Genomic DNA, 19,331 nt, shown 5'->3' on the forward strand with positions numbered 1-19,331 from the left:
GGGTTTCACTTCGTTCAACCCAACCTACAGTTTTAAGCTTGCCAATCCACTACTGGACCGGCAAGCTTAAAATTGGGGGTAAGAGTGTAGGTTGGGTTGAGGAACGAAACCCAACACCCGTCTGACGAAAGTTGGGTTTCACTTCGTTCAACCCAACCTACAGTTTTAAGCTTGCCAAGCCACTACTTGTGAGTGTCTCAACCTTAATTGAATCAACTATATATCAAGTCCGCTTATTCATGTCCGCGAAGCGGAAATACCCTAATTAAACAATGTAGGGAGCAAGATGCTCCCACTCCAGTAATATCACTCAGATTGAGGGAGTGCGGGCATCTTGCCCGCTAGTTGAACTCATTTTCATGTCCGCTTGCGGAAACCGGACTTGATATTACTTTCAAAAGATCTTCCTTTAGCCTAGGATGATGACCTAAGTTTTGACTAAAAGGGGAACTTCTGGCTCCTTCTTCGCCCGTTTGAGCAGATCTTTTTCGCTCGGAATTCTCAGTTTAGAGGCTAACTTGAGAGATTCTAGCAGTTTAATAAATCTATAGGTGGGATCGGGTAGATGAATCACTTCTCCTTCCCGCAGCATAATCCCATGGCGACTTGAGGAGGGAAAGGCATGATGAAGATTATGCCAGCCTTCTCCTAATGTGAGAAAGGCAACCCAACCATTATGACGACTAAAATCATCAGTTTCAAAGTATTCTGAGCCGGTAATGTGGCAGAATGAATTAACGGTTTGTACCCCATGGAACAATAAGGTGGTACTGAGGAAAAACGCGCCTAAATATTCTAAGCCACCTATGAAATAGGACAGAACTCCGAGGGCAACTAGGGGAAGAAAATGCAGGCGATCGAGTATCCTTAACGGGAGATTATTTTCCACATCACTGGGTAATTTAGCGGGAAAGAAACTTTTTGAGAGCAACCACCCCCCTTGAGACCAATAAAATCCGCGAAGTCCCTGATAGGGTTCAACCGGAGAGTGGGGATCGAGGTCGCGATCGGCATATTGATGATGGCAAAGATGGTGAGCTTTCCACCAGCTTGGGCCCATTTGTCCGGCTGATGCACCAACAATACATCCTAGCCAGAGAATAAAATCATTGGCTTGATAGCTTTTGTGGGTGAGCAGTCGATGGTAGATCCCTGTGGTGGCCAGCATTCGGATTACATATAAAAAAATAATCCAGGCGATCGCACCCCAAGATAAGCCAGTGAGTAAAACCATGAACGACCCCAGATGACTGACAATAATCAGTATGGGGCCGATCACATACGAAACCTTAGTAAGTAGGGAGTAATTCGGCATTGTATTGTTGTAGTATCCTTTGTTTAACTCCTGACCCAACCTAAACGATATCACACCGATCCTCCCCATCCTTTCAAGGAATGATTTTAAGGGTGGAGTGAGGAGGACTAGGGGAAATAGAGACAGGGCGACGTAGAGATGGGGCGATGAGCGATTCTCCTGGTTCCTCCATGGCCACGGCCTCATCAGCCAACACGATATAACAGTATTAGAGGCCATATCTGGGAATTCAAACTAGAGATCTATCACGTTCCTCTTACCCATTTATTACCTATTACCCATTACCAGCGCGAAGCGCTATAAATCATGTCTAAAGCTTTTTCTATCGCCTTAATCCACCTGAGCTGCTCTACTGCCCTTTTAACTGGGGCGCTCTCTCTCCCCCAAGCATCTCTGGCTCAACTGCCTACAGACCCTAATTTTGAACCTCCCCCTGGGGCTGGAAGACCTAGTGAAACCATCGGGGGAGGGAGTCGCCTTTTAGAAGAGGTGATAGAAATTGACTTTGAACCCCCTCCGGGACAAGGGGCCCCCCGTGAAACCCTAGGCGGAGCTAGTCGAGGCCCCAAATGTTTACCCCATGAAAGTCCGGTGAGTGTATTAGTGCCCAAAACCGTTGAAGGGGTGAAGTATGGCTTAACGGTCGATCCGTCTCCTGACTTTTTTGTTTATATACCCGAAACCGTGGCTACTCAAATCGAATTTATTGTCACGGATAATCAACCGTATCCCAATGGCCAAATTATTGATGAGCGGGTGATTGATATTCCGCAAAAACCGGGAATTTTAAGAGTTTCTTTGGATGGCACTTTAGAAAATGACCAGTATTATGAATGGGCTGTCTACTTAAAATGTCCCCAAGTGACTCCGGGTAGCGAACCTTCATTTACTTTTCCGTCTTCTGGGTGGATTAAAAAAATTGCTGCGGATGAAACGATCCAGCAAAAAGTGGATAATTCTTCGGTTTTAGAGGCGATCGTAACCTATGCTAATCAAGGGATTTGGTTTGACACTTTAAGGGTGTTGTACCAAGAGTTACAACAATATCCCAACAATGAGAAGTTAAAACAAACTTGGCAGCAATTTTTGCAAGATCAAATGCCAGAAATTGACCCTATGGTGTTAGAAACTTCTATTGTTGACTGTTGCCAATCCTAGCCTTCTGCGATCTTCATTTCCATGTGGAAAATTCTGAAACAAAATCTAGAAGAATGGCGGGGAGTTCTTCTGATTTCTCCGAGCATAGCGTTGGCGGTAATGGTCTTGCGAATGATGGGAGGACTACAACTGTTAGAATGGGTTGCCTTAGATCATTATTTTCGCTGGCGACCCATTGAACCGGTGGATCAAAGAATTGTAATTGTAGGGATTACAGAATCGGATATTCAGCGCATTCAAAAATGGCCGCTCTCGGATCGGGTTTTGACTGAATTAATCCAAAAAATCAATGCCCAAAATCCGAGGGCGATTGGTTTGGATATTTATCGAGATTTGCCGGTGGAGCCGGGATATCAGGAATTTGTGGAGTTGGCGAGAAATACGCCTAATTTAATTGGGATTGCTAAAGTGGAGGGCGATCGCCTGGGAGAGTCTGTTGCTGCTTCACCGGTTTTAGACCAACTCAATCAGATTTCGGCAGCAGATTTGATTCTGGATGGGGATGGCAAAATTCGACGCATGTTATTGTCCGTGCGGGATAGTCAAGGGAAAACGTTTTATGGGTTGGGGACAAGGTTAGCTTTAGATTACCTGCAACAAGAGGGGATTGAATTAGAGGTACTCGATCCCTCTAGGAGTAAAGTGGCTTTGGGAAAAGCAGTGTTTATGCCCCTGCAAAAACACGATGGCGGCTATGTGAATGCTGATACGGGCGGCTATCAGGTGATTTTAAATTTTCGCAGTCGGTTTTGTCCAGATTCTGAAGATCCTTGTGAATTATTTCAAACGGTAACCTTAAGTGATGTGTTGAACGATCGCCTCGACCCCGATTTGATGCGCGATCGCATTGTCCTCATTGGGGGACAAGCGGCTAGTCTTAATGACCGCTTTATTACTCCCTTTGGCTATAGCTTCCAGAAAGGAGGTATCCGTCCAGGGGTCGAACTCCATGCGGATCTGGCCAGCCATATCATTAGCGCTGCCCTCGATGGCCGTCCCCAAATTCAGTTTTGGTCAGAAGTGGAAGAAGGGCTTTGGATCGGATTTTGGTCAACTTGGGGGGCGATCTTAGGCTGGATTTTCTTGCGTATCCGTTGGAAAATGATCAGCGTCTGTTTCTGTGGAGTGAGCATCATTATCATCACCTATGGTGCGTTTTTGTTGGGGTGGTGGTTGCCGGTGGTTCCTCCCCTAGTGGGTTTGTTTGGGGCCGCCATTTCGATTACGGCCTATGTTGGCTTTTTAGAGCGCAATAACCGGAAAACCATTATGCAGTTGTTTGAACGCCACGTGACCCCAAAAATTGCCCAAGCGGTTTGGAGAGACCGACACCAACTGCTCAATGAGGGAAAACTGACCGGCCGCAAACTCACGGCCACGGTTTTGTTTACTGACTTGCAAGGGTTTACCACCATTAGCGAAAGTATTGACCCGGAAACCCTGATGGTTTGGTTAAATCAGTATATGAATGCCATGGTCAATATTGTCTTAAGCCATGATGGGGTGGTGGATAAGTTTATTGGGGATGCGGTGATGGCGGTTTTTGGGGTTCCTATTCCCAGTACGACGACTGAGGCGATCGCCCAAGATGCCCAATTAGCGGTACGCTGTGCGGTAGAAATGGGTAAAAAACTGCGATCGCTCAATCGCGCTTGGAAAGCCTCTGGACTGCCGACAGTCGCCATGCGTGTCGGTATTGCCACTGGGGAAGTGGTCGCGGGTTCCCTGGGGTCTAACCAACGGATGAACTATACGACTATTGGTGATAGCGTCAATGTGGCTGCCCGTTTAGAAAGTTATGATAAATCCTTAGATGGCGGTTTATGCCGGATTCTGATTAGTGAAGAAACCTACCAACATATCAAGGGGAAATTCCCGACCCAGGCGATCGGATCGGTCTCCCTTAAAGGTCGTACCGCACCGGTTAAAATTTATCAGGTAATGGGGAATAGGGAATAGGGAATGGGGAATGGGGAATGGGGAATGGGGAATAGGGAATGGGGAATAGGGAATGGGGAATAGGGAAAACCAATACCCAGCGACTGGCTATAGGCCCACATATTACCTAAACCCCACATATTACCCAAACAGTGTAAACCGTAATTTTCGTAATGGGTTATGTCTTTATTGTCTAGAAAAACTTTCCTTCGACTCCGCTCAGGGTTGATTGTCTCTCTACTGTCAATTCTTCTTTTCGGCCTCTGGGTCAACGTTGTCGCGCCCTCTGCCCTGGCCCTAAAAGTACCCGAACCAGGAAGCAATAACTTTGTCTCCAGCGCTGTCACTCAAGTCGGCCCCGCAGTCGTGCGGATTGATACGGAGCGCACCATCGTGCGTAATGTAGATCCGTTTATGACTGACCCCTTCTTTCAGCGATTTTTTGGCCAAGAGTTTTTTGATACGATGCCCCGTGAAGAATTGCAACGGGGGCAAGGCTCAGGATTTATTATCGACTCCCATGGTATTGTTCTTACGAATGCCCATGTGGTCAGTGGCGCAGACCGGGTACAAGTGACCCTCAAAGACGGCCGTTCCTTTGAAGGACAAGTTTTAGGTACTGACCGGGTTACGGACTTAGCCGTAGTCGAAATTAACGATCCTCAAGGGCAATTACCCGTAGCGCCTTTAGGAGACTCCGATCGCGTACAAGTAGGAGATTGGGCGATCGCCGTCGGCAACCCCCTAGGCTTAGATAACACGGTGACTCTCGGCATTATCAGCACCCTTAATCGCCCCTCCTCAGAAGTCGGCATCCCCGACAAACGGGTAGACTTTATCCAAACCGATGCGGCCATTAACCCCGGAAATTCCGGCGGCCCCCTGCTTAATGACCGAGGGGAAGTCATCGGCATCAACACCGCCATTCGTGCTAATGCTATGGGCATTGGATTTGCCATTCCCATTAATAAAGCCAAAGCCATTCAAGGACAACTCGCTAAAGGGGAAAAAGTCGCCCATCCTTACATTGGCGTGCAAATTGTCAACCTGACCCCAGAATTAGCCCAGGAAAATAATCGCGACCCCAACGCTCCCTTATTCTTGCCGGAAATTGAAGGGGTTTTAGTCATGAAAGTGATTCCTAACACTCCTGCGGCTGATGCCGGTTTACGTCGGGGCGATGTGATTATTTCTATTGACAATCAACCGATTAAAACGGCGGATGAATTGCAGCACATCGTCGATCAAAGTGGTTTAGGCACATCCCTATCGATTCAGGTGAAACGGGGCAATCAAACTCGACAGTTTCGAGTGAAGACTGCCCAGTTAGAGGAAGTGATGGAGAATTAATACAGCACTTCACGAAGCGTGTATTTACAATAATATGTAGGGGCGGACGGCCCCCTCCCCTACATACCCTCATTACTCATTACTCATTACTCATTACTCATTGCCGTAAAAGTGCTTTGAGCGCTCTGAGATCATAGGACTGTTCATATTGAATTAAATCACACTTATGGCGTTGTAAAAACCGTTGCTGCTCTTGAGTGACAATTCCAGGGGCGATCGCCTGCAATTTCCAGTTATGGCACAATTGAATCATGGCTTTAATCAGGGGTTGATTGGGTTGTAGGTGTTGCATCAAGCTGCCATCAAGTTTCAACGCAGTAATTGCTAATGAACCTAAGTCCTTGAGAAATTGATTGCCTTCCCCTAACCCCTCAATGGTAATCGCAATTCCCCGCTCCTGAAGCGATCGCAGGGTCGCCGCCATTTGATTTTGATTTTTCGCCCCCAATAGGGTGCTGGCGGCAAATTCTAAGTCGAGACGCGACGGGGGAAAGTCATGGGCTTTACAGGTGCGGTCAATCATTCCCAAAAGGTCTTCATTAAAAAGCGGTTCAGAGACCCGAATCGCAACGCGCAAAGGCTGTTTTGTGCCTTGAATAGTGTTTAGTTCTTGACAGGCTCGATCTAAAATCCACGGGTCTAACACCAAGTTTAATCCGCAAACTGTAGCGAGTTCAGATAATTTGCTTTCTGGGATGCTTCCCATCTGGGGATGTTCCCAATGTAAGAGAGCAGCAACCGCCGCACAGTGGCGTTGTTTGACTTCGATTCTGGGTTGGTAGCGAATTTGAAACCGTTGGCTACTCCAAGCTTGATAAAAGTCTTCTTCGAGTTTCAGGTTTCTAGTTTGGTCGAGGCCGAATAGGGGCGGAATATAAACACGATAATGGTTACCTCCCATACTCTTGACGTTACCGAGAGCGATACTCGCTTGCCGTTGCAGTTCGTCAAAGTTGGTCGCTTTGGGGTAAAAACTAATGCCCATGCTGGCGGTGACGATCGCCGTATGCTGGCCGAGGATCGTCGGTTCATGAATGGCTTCTAAGATCTGTTGAGCCTGTTGAATGGCCACCGTTTGCTCGGACACTGGCGGTAACATCACCGCGAATTGCTCCCCGTTGCCTTTGGCCACCTGACCCCCCAGAGTCTGGATCAACTGGGTAAGCCGTTGGGCGATCGCTTTTAAGACCTCATCTCGTTGACGATGGCCCATGGCTTCCTGAATGCGCTCTAGGCGGTCTAATGCGATTAACATCAGGGGGACGAGGGAACGGCTCAGATCGCTTTGGGCTACTGCTTGAGTAAAAAAACCGTCGGGTTCACTCAAGGCGCTGATTTGGGGCAGCCCAGTGAGGGGATCGTACTGTTCCAGTTGAGCAGAACGGGATAGACGAGCAGAAACAGCTTCTAGCAGTTCATCCGGGGTGAAGGGTTTAATCAGATAATCATCTGCCCCTAAATTCATCCCTGTCCGCAGGTCTTGCCGTTCACCTTTGGCCGTCAGGAAAACAAAGGGAACGGTTGCCGTAGCTGGATTTTGGCGCAAGGCATTTAAGACTCCATAGCCATCGAGTTCCGGCATCATAATATCGCAGAGAATCAAGTCTACTGGATGGGAAAAAGCCAGTTCTAGACCTAGGCGACCATTTTCGGCGCTCAAGGTTTCAAAGTCCTCAGCTTCGAGAAAATCAACGACATTACTGAGAATTTCTGGATTATCTTCAATTACTAGAATGCAAGCCATATTCATTAAAATGGATAATGGGTCATGGGTAATCTCCCCATTCTCGTCATCGTACCCATTCCCCCTATCCTCCTGTGGGTAAGGTAATGGTAATTCGGGTTTCTTGATCTGGGATGCTGGCAATGGTTAAGTCACCCTGATGGATTTGGGCCATCCGTTTGGCGATCGCCAGTCCTAAGCCTGAACCCTGTTGTTCGTGGAGCTTCCGATTAAATTGCATATAGGCTCCCACTTGCTCGATTTCCTCTGGAGTCATACCCCGTCCTGAGTTAATCAGGGTTAACACTACGGTGTTGTCTTGAACTGTTGTGGTCACCTGTACTGGGGTTCCAGTGGGGGAAAATTTGAAGGCATTATCGATCGCTTCTTGTACCAGTTTCTGGAGTCGAGAGGCTTCGATCTGGACGGGACTATCTTCTAATTGATATTTGAGATCGGCTGTGCGCCCACATTGATCGGCTTTTAAGGAAATCACTTCTTCGACTGCATCGCGAATGGAGGTTGTAGCTTGGGAGCGCCATTGCTGGAGGCGATCGCTATTTTTGCTGGCCAATTCCAAATCAGCGTATAAGAGAAAATTTTGAATGAGGCGGTATAGTCGATTGCTCGATACCAGGATTTGATCGGCCATCTCCCGAATCTCTTCGGGTTTTAAGTCTTCGGCTTCATAACTCATCAGTTCCGCAAACCCCATAATCCCATTCAGGGGGGTGCGTAACTCATGGGGCAGCGATCGCGCAATGCTATCACGTAACTCATCCAATTGTCCCTGAGACGCTTCTTTAATCCGCGCCTGTTTGTCTAAGCGAGTATTAATCGCTTTGAGCAATTCATCCGGTAAACAAGGTTTAGTTAAATAATCATCTGCCCCTAACTCCATACCGGAGCGCATGTCATTTTTTTCTGCTTTCGCCGTTAAAAATATAAACGGAATCATCGCCGTTTTCGGATCGCAGCGCAATTGCTCTAATACCCCATATCCATCCAATTGGGGCATCATCACATCACAGAGGATCAGATCTGGGATTTGCGCTTTGGCAATCTCGACCCCAACTTGGCCGTTTTCCGCCCCTAGTCCTTCAAAGTCTTCCGCCTCTAAGAGATCGAGAATATTTTCTCGAATCAGTTCCTCATCTTCAATGACCAATACTTTAACCATCCCAAATCGTCTCCTGTCACACAATCAGTATTTTTTCTAGTTTAACCTTAATTCTTGATATATTTACCCCAATCTTTTCCCTGTCGTGGCACTATCATCTTAGGAAGTTGTTTTTTAGGCTTCAAAATTTGCTCTTCAAAATCTTCCTTCCCCAGGGGTTTACTAAAGTAATAACCTTGCATAAATTCACAGCTTTGATTCTGTAAGAATTTTATCTCATCTACTGTTTCTACACCTTCCGCAACTACCTTCATGTCCAAGGCTTGCGCCATTTTTATAATAGCAGAAACAAGAGATTTTTGTTTGATATTTGTTTCAATTCTTTTAATAAAACAACGATCTATTTTTAATACATCAAAAGGAAAATCCTTGAGATATTCTAGGGATGAGTATCCAGTACCAAAATCATCTAAGGCAAGTTTAACACCAATAGACTTGAGAGAATTTAATATTTTCAAAGCCTCTTGTTTTTGCTCCACTAAGGCACTTTCGGTTAATTCTAATTCTAGAGTTGAGGGAATATACCCGATTGAGATCAAGCAATCTAACAGCCATTGATGTAAGGGGAGTTGAGTCAGTTGGCGGGGCGATAAATTGACACTCATTTGAAAGTTGGGATTTAATTTTTGCCAGTCTTTGGCTTGTTTACAGGCTTGAACTAGCACCCATTTACCAATGGAATCAATTAATCCAGTTTCTTCAGCAATGGGAATAAATTTAGCTGGAGAAACCCATCCGCGCTCTGGATGTTGCCAGCGAATGAGGGCCTCTGCACCAATAACTTGACCAGTTTGCAAGCTGACTTGGGGTTGATAATGGACTTGCAGTTCTTGACGCTCTAGGGCATATCGCAAACTTGCTTCTAGGTTGAGGCGATCGCCGGAACCAACGTAGAAGGTGGGAATATAAAATTGATATTTATTACCCCCCCGTTCCCTAGCTTGATTAAGGGCACGACTCGCATTTTGGATTAAGGGATCGATATCTTGGCCATCCCTAGGATAATAAGTCATGCCAATACTGGCAGTAATCGCCAGATTTTCGCCCTGGATCGAGAAGGGTTCAGAGAGTTTTGCGATCAGGGTTTCCATCTGTGCCATCACTTCATGGCGGGAGAGCTGTTCCCCTAAAATTGCCACAAAGACATCATCACTGAGGCGAGCGAGAATCGGTGAGGTTGCCTCTAGAGTTTCCCCGATGCGTTGAGCTACAGCTTGCAGGAGGCGATCGCCCATATCGTAACCGAGAGTATTATTAATACGTTCAAACCGATCTAAACCAATACAGAAAACTGGAATCAGTTGTTCCTGTCCAGCCACCAAGGTAGAACTGTTTGCTACTAACGTTTGGAACATCTCCCGTAAACGGGTACGGTTGGGCAAATGAGTGAGCAAATCTTGTGAGGCTTGACGCTGAAGTTCTTGCAAATAGTGGGCATTGAGGCTGGCTTTTTTATCCAACCGTGCCGCCACAGCTCGCAGAATTTCATTGGGCAGACAAGGTTTCATCAAATAATCATCCGCCCCTAACTCCATACCATAGCGAAAATCCAGGCGATCGCTTTTCGCAGTTAAGAAAATAAACGGAATATGGGAGAGCAGGGGATTCTCTTGCAGCGCCGTTAATACCGCATAACCCGTCACCTCCGGCATCATCACATCACATAAAATCAAATCAGGTATCGCATTTTGGGCAATCTTCAGCCCTTCTCGACCATTTTCTGCTCCCAGCGCCTCATATCCTTCTGATTCAAGCAATTCCAGTACGTTTTCCCGAATGGCTTGCTCATCTTCAATGACCAGAATTTTCACCATTTTCCGTCTCTGATAAATTTACTGATGAAGTCAACGGTAAAATCACCGTGAACGTGCTACCCACTCCTACTTCACTTTCTACTGTAATCTCTCCCTGTTGCAAATCCACAGCCCGCTTAACAATTGCTAACCCTAATCCCGTTCCGGGGATATTTTCCACATCATTACCTCGATAAAAAGACTCGAACAAGTGTTCTTGTTCGGATGCACTAATTCCCATACCCGAATCAGCAACCTTGAAAATTAAGTTTTTGTTCTTATCTGACAACTCCACCAAGATTCTCGATCCTCGTGGAGAATATTTTACTGCATTAGAAACCAAATTATAAACAATATGTTCCATTAAATCCCGATCGCAATACACTGAATGGGTTTGCAGAGCCTCCGTTTGTAAATCAATTTCCACCTTGGTTTTGGGAGACAATTGGATTTTCTCAATAATCTGGGAACACAGCATCTGAATATCTATCCATGTGGGTGCTACTTTCAATTCATCCGACTCTACCTTGCCCACAACTAAAATATCTTCTAAAATTTGAGTCATGCGCTGCACTCCCGATTTAATGCGATCGAAATGAATTTGTTTTTTATCTTCTGTCCATTTGTGACCATATTTTTCCAATAATCCTGTAGAAAATAAAATCGTCGCCAAGGGAGTGCGAAATTCATGGGAAACCATAGTCACAAACCGGGATTTCAAATCCACCAATTCTCGCTCTCGCGCTAAATTTTTTTCTATTTCTGCTTCCACTTTAGCGCGAGCGAGAGCAATATCTAAAGTCGTATGTAAATCCCGTTCCTCAAAGGGTTTAACCACATAGCCAAAAGGATTCGTTTGCTTGGCTCTTTCTAGGGTGCTGGGATCGGTATGAGAAGTTAAATAAACCACAGGAATCTTAAACTCATGCAGAATTTTTTCCCCCGCTTCTATGCCATCCATTTCCCCTTTTAGGACAATATCCATTAACACCAAATGGGGCTTCATTTCTGCCACTTTTTCTAAAGATTGTTCTCCAGAACTTGCAATCCCCACCACCTCATACCCCATCCGCTTCAAGCTGTTGCGAATATCCATAGCAATGATACGCTCATCTTCAACCACTAATATTTTTATCGAATTCATCATTGTGATCTTCCTTTTGTTGATTAACCCACGGAAAATTTATCGCGATCTGAGTCCCTTCGTTGCCAATGAGGGTTAAATTCCCTTCTAGTTGTTCCACTAAGTTTTGTACCAATTGTAATCCTAAAGAATCAATTTCTTCTAGATCAAAACCTTCGGGTAACCCCCGACCATTGTCTGCGACTACAAGATGAACGGTATGGTTCTCTTGAGAGGTAAACTCTACCTTGATTATCCCTAAAGAATCTTCTGAAAAAGCATACTTAAAGCAGTTAGAAATTAATTCATTGACAATTAAACCACAGGGAATTGCTGTATCCACATCTAAAGCAATAGGTTCGAGATTAAAATCCATCTTGATTCGTTGGGATGATATGCCATAGGAGCTGATTAAGTTGTTGACTACAGTATAAAGGTAATCTTGGGCATTAATTTCTCCCATCTCTTGAGAACGGTAAAGTTTTTCATGGATTAAACTCATGGATCTGACACGGTTTTCACTGTCTTTGAACAGTTCTCGATCTTGGGGATTTTGTACATAACTCGATTGCAGTCTTAAGAGGCTGGCAATGACTTGTAAGTTGTTTTTGACCCGGTGGTGTAATTCTTTGAGTAGGGTTTCTTTTTCTTGAACAGATAACTGAAGTTGTTCATTAAGATGCCTCAATTGTGCGGTTCTTTTGTTGACTCTTGATTCTAGGTCTTCATTTAAGGATTCTAAGGATTCAGCCGCTTTTCGCTGGGTTGTCACATCACTAAAACAATGAACTCGACCGCGAATTTGACCACTGAGTTCATAGGGTCTAGAGATGAGTTCGATAATGCGATCGTCAATCAGTTCGATTATATTTTGGTGAATTTCTGCGGGATTTTGATAATCCTGATTGATAAAATTAATAAAGTCTTCTGGATAGCGCATTTGATCGAGTAAAAATGCATTGACTAACTGAGAATCTCTAGAGGATAATATCTTGGGCGGGATGCGCCACATTTGTACATATTGTTGATTGAAATTGAGGATATTACCTTCTCGATTTAAGACTAAAATGCCGTCAGCAGTCGAGTCTAATGTGGCTTGTAGAAGGGAAATCGATCGCTCTAAGGCAACTTGGGTTTGTTTGCGTTCGGTGATATCCTCGGAAATGGAAGCTAAACGATAAGTGCGATCGCCGGCCGGATGACGGACGGGGAAACATCGAGTGCGAACCCAACGAGTGACCCCACTGGGGTGTAAGATGCGGTATTCTTGTTCCCAAGGGCCATGACGTTGCGCGGGTAAGGTGGCTTGAATGCGATCGCTCTCTTGAGGATGAATGACACTTAACCAGGATTGGGGATTTTCATATAAGCTTTCACAGGATTGACCCCATACTTTTTCATAGGATGGACTAACATATATGACGGCTTGGTTCTCAATGTCCATGAGCCAAAACACTTCATTCAGGTTTTCCACCAGGTGACGAAACCGCTCTTCTGAATCTCGCAGCGCTTCAATATTGAGTGTGGTTTCGGTTAAACTATTCCCCAGACCAACTTGACCGACAACTTCCCCCTCTTCATTTTTCATCACCATTCCTTTGATGCGGTAGGGAATCGGCCCTGCACGGGTGAGCAACAGGGTATCGATTTCATGTTGTCCATCCCGAAAAGCGGCTTGAATATGGTCAGCAATGAGCGGTTGCTCTTGCAGAGGAAAAAGACTTAACACGGATTCATTCATTAAGCGAGTTTGGCTTAAACCTGTGACTTTTTCGAGGGCAGGGTTCCACCGTTGCAGATAATATTCTGTATTGATAGAATATAAAATATCGGGTAAGCGGTTAAATTGCCCTTGACGAGTATTTAAGCGTTGCGATCGCTCATAGGCCGATAAGACCAGTCGTAAAAATTCCTCTTGTTTCTCCCGATGTTCTTCCCCTAACTCCCCACAAGCGATCTGATGGATATGGACGAGATCGACGACGCTAATACCCGACGCTAATGCCAATTGTCCTAAAAAAATATTGGCAGATATGGGAAGGGTAGGCGCAAGCAAACCCTCTTTCTGAGACGTTGCCAAAGTTGCGCCAGACTCCTTATCCTCTTGATGAGTGGCGTTTTCTTGAAGATAGGTTTGCAGTTCTATGGCATAACGCTGATGAAACTCAGCTAATGTCTCATCTTTTGAGAGCATTATCCCTCCCCATACGCAACCACTGTTGTCTTATTCTACCGCAGTGGAGGAGTGGGGGATGGGGAGATGGGGGAGGTGGGGGGACACAGGGAATTAGCGTAGTGCCGTGACACAGCTAAAATAGTGCATTAGCGTAGGGTGGGTTAGGCGGCTAAAACCTAGACTGTAAGAGCAATCTCTCAATCCGCCGTAACCCACCATTTTAGGGTTGTCACGGCAGTAGTGTCTCAATTAGATTAAGTCCGGGTCATCAGTTAAAGTATAGGAGTCAGGTGGGCAGGGTCTTTTGGTAGAATTTGAATCATATGGCTGCTTCTCCTGCCCACCCTACGATGAGTTGTAATCATAGCAGTTGAATCGGACTTGATTTGATATCATTACCCAACCCAAAGAGACTCAGTTGTTGATAGCGATCGCTCCCTGAATCCTCTATCTTAGTTATATCAGGTAGCGTCAAGGGGAGTCGAGGATAGGTTTTCTCGTCCATCTGATCGCGCTGTAACCATTGCTGAAATACCTGTTCTCTGGGATCGTCCGGACAAACTAAGCCATAGATCCGTAGGCGTTTCCCGGAACCTTTGAGGCTGGTGGTGCGCTGATGCTCTAGACTATAGCCCAAGAGATTAATAAAGCGGCGCAGGATCATGATTCCAGAGGCATTTTTAGCCAGTCCGATACCAAAGAGCGATCGCACTTCTTCGCGGTTAGACAAGGCAATGTCCTGTAACTGCTGTAAATCCACATCGGTATTCATAAATACCCGCTCTGGATCGGCAATTAAACTGGGAATGCCTAAAAGCTCCATTGTGCCAATCTTTGACCCCAATTGAGAGCTGTTAAAGTCGGGTAAAAAGAGACCACCTGATCTCCGTGAGAGCAATTCCCGCGCCATGGCAGTATCGCGATCGGCTAAATAGGGACGGCCGACGGTGAGAAAATAATGATACTGTAATTGCTCGTACCAGCCGCGATCGTCTAAACTGACTAACTCAGGGGTAACGGGAATTCCATACTTTTGCCAGAGTTCTTGATGGCGAGATCTGCGTCGTTGATCCGGAGTTTGGCTGGTACGATAATACAGAGTAGATGGGGAACTTACGGAAACTTGTTCAACTCCAGAATCGGCGATCGCCTCACATTCTGCCTGATAATTTTGCTCTAAAACGCGATCGATCGTCGTCTTCAAAGTGGGTTCGCTCTCCTCCTCTGCTGCTGGTTTCTGCTCCACTGCACTCTGACAAACATGACCTTCTGCCATCAGGGAGCCGATCGCCGCTTCCCGATACCTAGCCATTCCGCCATTAAACCGTACCGCCAACTTGGCCCAAGTCATCAGGGACTCCGCTTGAAAGCCAAGATCCAAGCCGTCTAACTGGGTAAAATCCGATTGTTGCAACAGGCGAATATTCACTTGGGTTAACCGATGTTCGCAACTGAGCAAACTGGCTAGGGACGTTGAACCATTTCCCACCCGGTTAAAGCCATAGGGAGCGATCCAGACATAGCGAGGCACACTTTCCCGCAGTCGTGACAGCGCTTGACGGACAGAGTTCTCGGCTTGGATGCCTTGGGCGATCGCCCACACCGAGGTAAAATGACCCTTGAGATCGATGCTCACCCCGGTTTCAATGGCGGGAGAAGCCAACACCCCATCATACTGACTTAAGAGGCGATCGAAACGCTCCCCCGTACACCCATAAGCCGGATGAGTCGGATCGGCCAAGGTTTCCGAATCGATCCGCAAAAACCGCCGCTCTGGAAAACGCTGCTGTAAATAGCTCTCTAGGGTAATCGTTCCCCACTTACTGCCCCGTTTCTGAGCCGACAAACAGACCATCGGCCGCCCCCCAGAGGCAATATGAGCGGCTAGGTCTTCCACCAGGCGCTCAGGGGTTTTCTCTTCATAGCTATAGACCTGCCAAGCCTCTTCCTGGCTCGGTTTCCAAGTATTTTCGACTACGGCCACATCCGGGTCAATGCCCGAAAGAGCCATCAAATACTCTAGGGAAAGATCGCTTAAGTCGGCATCTGCAACCCAGACTTGACCTGTGCCTCCTAAGACAGTTTGGATTAGGCTTTTCAAAGTGTTCAGAATAGCCACCCGATGACGGCGACAGGTGCTGGAGTTTAAACCATGCCACAGAACTTGCTCGATTTCATCAATCACAACCAGGGCATTTTGCCAGTCTTGGGGATTCAACTGGGCGCGGGAGTGGGGATGCAAAGAGTCAATGCACAGCACAACCCCTGGATCTGGGGAGGCTTCACCGGTGAGGGCTGGCAGTCCGAAGCGAGCCGCTAATGATTCTACCAGTTGCACCCGATGACTGATGACGAGGACGGGTTGTCCGGTGCGTTTGGCTTGTTTGACAATGGTTTCGAGCAGTTGGGTTTTACCGGTTCCTTTGGCGGATTTTATAGCGACGAGTTGGGCAGTTTCGGGGATGGGAAGGGTGGCCGGAAAGTAGCGCTCATGGAGGGTGAGGGTGCGGGGATGGGTGAGCTGTTGGGTGATGGTGGCTTTCCAGCGATCGAAGGGGAGGGCTTGGCTGTAGGCTTGGTGAAAGGCTGCTGCTCCTTGGCTGGCGATCAGATCGTCTACGCCTTTTCCCCATTGGGGGTTCCAGGTGACGATGTTGACCTGACATCCGGCTTGTTGCAGCAGGTAACCCATGCGGCGAATGGCGCTTTGCACGGCGCGGAGGGTTTGGGGTTTGCTGTCTTGGTCGAAGACGATAGTGATGGGGCGGTTGGGGGCGATGAAGGGTTGCAGTTCGGGGATCAGATGGGGGTGGCTGATGCGCCGACCTTGGTCATTTTTGGGGATGCGATAGCCGCTATGGATGCCGGGAAGGGCGATCGCCGCGTAGCCTGCGGTGAGCAGAGCGCCTGCTTTTTTGGCTCCTTCGGTGATGCACAGGGGCACGCTAGGATTATCTTTCACCCACTGCCAAAAGCCCAGATCCGAGCGTTCCGGCTGGATCTCTTCGGCGCTTAGGGAGGCGTTTCCCCGGTTGGCGATCGTTTGCCAGATGGACTGGGTAACCCTGAGTGCAAAGAGTCGGGTGGGGGTTTTGGGGGGATGTTCGTATTTGATGGCTTTGCCTTCTGCATAGCGGGGTTGAGCAGGTTTGAAGCATCCCCAGTCTTCATCTTCTCCGGTAAGGGGGTTAATGCCAGAACACCACCATCCCCCTTGCTTGAGATGCTGATAGCGTTGCATAATATTGGCTCGCAACCGGCCATCTTTGCGGCGCGGTAGGTCATCGGCGTAGAGGAGATAGTTGTAGGGGGTTTGGCCTTCGAGGGGGATGACGTTAAGCTGGGTAAGCTGGCGATCGACTCCACTGGCTTCCCATTCGAGTAGATGATTCACTGCGGTTGCGTTGGCTCGACTAGAGGTAGGGGTATTTATCCTAAACCACACTATCTGTAGCGGTCAAGTTTGTTAAGGAAGATTTATGACTCTAGATGTGGATTGTGGTTGGCGATCCCGAAGGTATCGCGCAGCGAATCGCCATAGAGAAAGGCAGCGAGCAAGATGCTCGGACTCCTCTATGACCTCATTTTTAGCTGTGTCACGGCACTACTGCTAGGGTGAATATGGGGGCAATGAATCGATATTCCCTAAAGCAAAATTCAGCATTTCTTCCCCCTGAGATATCAGTTGTTCCACATCAATTTCTGGAATATCGAGTTCGGTGTTGTAATCAGCTCTTAATCGGATTATTTCCGCATTAATGAGACGGCTATCTACTAGCTCATACGGAAAGTGATGTAGTATATCAACCGGAATGCGATTAGTGCGAGCAAATATCCTACTGAAAGCGGCGATAACTGCTGAATGTTTAGAGTAGGACAACCCCTCGCCTTCTAAAAATGCTGTGGCAATATAAAACATAGCGTAGTAAGTGCGCGATGCCGCAAAATCCGGAAAACCTGTACGGTTTAACTCTCTGGCAGCTTGTAGACTGCGATTCGCTTTTTCCAGCAATTTTTGCTGTTCTGGTGTCATAGGGGTATACCTTCTCGGCGGATGTTACGAAAGAAGCTATTGTTATACTCTTGGAATTGGCGACTACTGGCTAAAGCACAGCTTATCAACGTATTATATTCTAAGCATAAATCGGCAATTGTTTGGCTAATTCTGTTGCTCTCTTCAGAATATTGAAAGTCTTGTTTCAGAATGATTAAAATATCGATATCTGAGTCAGGTTCTGCATCCCCTCTTGCTTGAGAACCATAGAGAATAATTTGGTCAATTTGCTGGCCGTATAGGTTTTTCAGTTTTTGACAGGTTTGGTTTAAGATAGTGTTAAGAGTTTCTTTGGTCATCTTTGATTTCAACCGGGGATCTTTCCAAGTGTTTATCATTACCGTGCAAACCACTATAGTGTTTAATCACAGGTTCTAGAATTAACTGGAAGTGTTTAGAGTCTAGAGCTTTTTGAATAAAGCCCCGTTTTCTTAAAGAGTAAATGGTGGCTAAAAGATTGAAGTCTGAGGGAAACTGTTCTGAAGGGATGTTGGACAGATCGGTGAGATTCTCTTGATGAGCTAACCAAGATAATAGGAATTTTTCAGAAGCAGATAAACGCTGATAATGGCTTCTGATGATGAGTTCTATATCGCCTAAAAATAGGTTAGGATAGGATAAGAATTGGGCGACACTACCATTAAATAGGTCTTGGATCGTTGCAGCAATAATGTTAAGCCATGAGGGGTTTTGACTGTAGCGGTTGATGAGTTCTAACCATCGATCGCCATCACTTAATCCTTTGTTTTGCAGGAGTTCTTCGGCTAATTGCACTGAACCGGATAACAGGAGGCTATGACAAGGACGATTTTCGGCTTCCAGGGTGGCTATTTCTGGGGGTTGTTCCCAACTGAGGAGCAGTACGCAACTGTTGTGGGGCGATCGCCCAATATCTTGCAGCAGTTTACCATAACTCTGGTATTCGGGTAGGTAACGCCCAACGAGTTCTCCAGGGGTGAGAGTTTCGTGGAAGTCGTCCAGGATAATGAAGCAACGGTGCGATCGCAAGTAGTCCAGTAGTGCGCGATGTTCGCTTGTTTCTCCTTGGGAGAGGAATTGGATTAAGCCAGTTGTGAGGGCGTTAAGATTGGGAAAGGTGCGGTGACTATACCAGATGAGGCGATCGAAATGCGCTGCTATGTCGTCTACCAGTTGGGTTGCAAGGGCTGTTTTGCCCATCCCCGATAACCCATAGACAGTGATAATGGCGCTATTTTCGTTGAGTATCCAGTGTTTGAGCGTGTTGAGTTCCTCTGTACGGTGGGGATAGAGGCGATCGTATTTGGGGATGTGGGTGCGATCGTGTATTTTTTCAGCCTGAAAATTTTCTGATTGATTAATAGAAGTTTGTTCTTTTACTTTTTCATCTGAAGAATTGCCGTGAAAAATATTTATATTACCGTTACCCATATGCATACAGCAGTTTTCGCTGTTATGAGGTACATTAATGACTGTTTTGAACGATAGCTAAAATGGCTCAAAGTGCTACCCAGTCTGCTGTTTGTTCCCCCCATTCCCCCA

The 19,331-nt window shown here is 46.6% G+C and carries 14 protein-coding genes; 3 read left to right on the forward strand and 11 right to left on the reverse strand.

Annotated features, from left to right (window positions below; translation table 11 throughout):
- Positions 1 to 427: 427 nt before the first annotated feature.
- On the reverse strand, positions 428 to 1,315 hold the full coding sequence (locus PMG25_RS12105) for an acyl-CoA desaturase (protein ID WP_283767162.1): 888 nt from the start codon (positions 1,313 to 1,315) through the stop codon (positions 428 to 430).
- Positions 1,316 to 1,621: 306 nt separating this feature from the next.
- Here PMG25_RS12105 and PMG25_RS12110 point away from each other — a divergent pair, with 306 nt between their 5' ends.
- A complete protein-coding gene (locus PMG25_RS12110; protein ID WP_283767163.1) occupies positions 1,622 to 2,473 on the forward strand; it encodes a DUF928 domain-containing protein in 852 nt (283 codons plus the stop codon).
- Between the two features lie 21 nt (positions 2,474 to 2,494).
- Positions 2,495 to 4,432, forward strand: coding sequence for a CHASE2 domain-containing protein (locus PMG25_RS12115; RefSeq protein WP_283767164.1), 1,938 nt, complete (start codon positions 2,495 to 2,497; stop codon positions 4,430 to 4,432).
- Here PMG25_RS12115 and PMG25_RS12120 read toward each other — a convergent pair.
- Positions 4,408 to 4,551, reverse strand: coding sequence for a hypothetical protein (locus PMG25_RS12120; protein ID WP_283767165.1), 144 nt, complete (start codon positions 4,549 to 4,551; stop codon positions 4,408 to 4,410). The genes PMG25_RS12115 and PMG25_RS12120 overlap by 25 nt on opposite strands.
- A 40-nt stretch (positions 4,552 to 4,591) precedes the next feature.
- Here PMG25_RS12120 and PMG25_RS12125 point away from each other — a divergent pair, with 40 nt between their 5' ends.
- Positions 4,592 to 5,761: an HhoA/HhoB/HtrA family serine endopeptidase gene (locus tag PMG25_RS12125; RefSeq protein WP_283767166.1), complete on the forward strand. Its 1,170-nt coding sequence runs from the start codon at positions 4,592 to 4,594 to the stop codon at positions 5,759 to 5,761.
- A 97-nt stretch (positions 5,762 to 5,858) separates the two neighbouring features.
- On the opposite strand, the gene PMG25_RS12130 is transcribed toward PMG25_RS12125, so the two are convergent.
- The 9 genes from PMG25_RS12130 to PMG25_RS12170 all read right to left on the reverse strand — a co-directional run bounded on the left by PMG25_RS12130 (position 5,859) and on the right by PMG25_RS12170 (position 19,226).
- Positions 5,859 to 7,505, reverse strand: a complete 1,647-nt coding sequence (locus PMG25_RS12130; protein WP_283767167.1) for a two-component system response regulator — start codon at positions 7,503 to 7,505, stop codon at positions 5,859 to 5,861.
- A 64-nt stretch (positions 7,506 to 7,569) separates the two neighbouring features.
- Positions 7,570 to 8,664, reverse strand: a complete 1,095-nt coding sequence (locus PMG25_RS12135; RefSeq protein ID WP_283767168.1) for a hybrid sensor histidine kinase/response regulator — start codon at positions 8,662 to 8,664, stop codon at positions 7,570 to 7,572.
- Between the two features lie 47 nt (positions 8,665 to 8,711).
- Entirely contained in the window at positions 8,712 to 10,478 is a 1,767-nt protein-coding gene (locus PMG25_RS12140) for an EAL domain-containing response regulator (RefSeq protein ID WP_283767169.1), read from the reverse strand.
- A complete protein-coding gene (locus PMG25_RS12145) occupies positions 10,456 to 11,604 on the reverse strand; it encodes a hybrid sensor histidine kinase/response regulator (protein ID WP_283767170.1) in 1,149 nt (382 codons plus the stop codon). The genes PMG25_RS12140 and PMG25_RS12145 overlap by 23 nt, the downstream gene beginning before the upstream one ends.
- Positions 11,573 to 13,774 carry a PAS domain-containing sensor histidine kinase gene (locus PMG25_RS12150; RefSeq protein ID WP_283767171.1) on the reverse strand — a complete coding sequence of 734 codons (2,202 nt, stop codon included), beginning with the start codon at positions 13,772 to 13,774 and terminating at the stop codon, positions 11,573 to 11,575. The genes PMG25_RS12145 and PMG25_RS12150 overlap by 32 nt, the downstream gene beginning before the upstream one ends.
- Positions 13,775 to 14,117: 343 nt before the next feature.
- On the reverse strand, positions 14,118 to 17,150 hold the full coding sequence (locus PMG25_RS12155) for a plasmid replication protein, CyRepA1 family (protein WP_283767172.1): 3,033 nt from the start codon (positions 17,148 to 17,150) through the stop codon (positions 14,118 to 14,120).
- Positions 17,151 to 17,366: 216 nt separating this feature from the next.
- Positions 17,367 to 17,789 (reverse strand): HEPN domain-containing protein, encoded by a 423-nt coding sequence (locus PMG25_RS12160; protein ID WP_283767173.1) that lies wholly within the window; start codon positions 17,787 to 17,789, stop codon positions 17,367 to 17,369.
- A complete protein-coding gene (locus PMG25_RS12165; RefSeq protein ID WP_283767174.1) occupies positions 17,786 to 18,109 on the reverse strand; it encodes a nucleotidyltransferase domain-containing protein in 324 nt (107 codons plus the stop codon). Before PMG25_RS12165 ends, PMG25_RS12160 begins: the two co-directional genes overlap by 4 nt.
- Positions 18,090 to 19,226, reverse strand: coding sequence for an NB-ARC domain-containing protein (locus PMG25_RS12170; RefSeq protein WP_283767175.1), 1,137 nt, complete (start codon positions 19,224 to 19,226; stop codon positions 18,090 to 18,092). The genes PMG25_RS12165 and PMG25_RS12170 overlap by 20 nt, the downstream gene beginning before the upstream one ends.
- Between the last annotated feature and the right edge of the window lie 105 nt (positions 19,227 to 19,331).

Source organism: Roseofilum capinflatum BLCC-M114, assembly GCF_030068505.1.
Classification (GTDB): Bacteria; Cyanobacteriota; Cyanobacteriia; order Cyanobacteriales; family Desertifilaceae; genus Roseofilum; species Roseofilum capinflatum.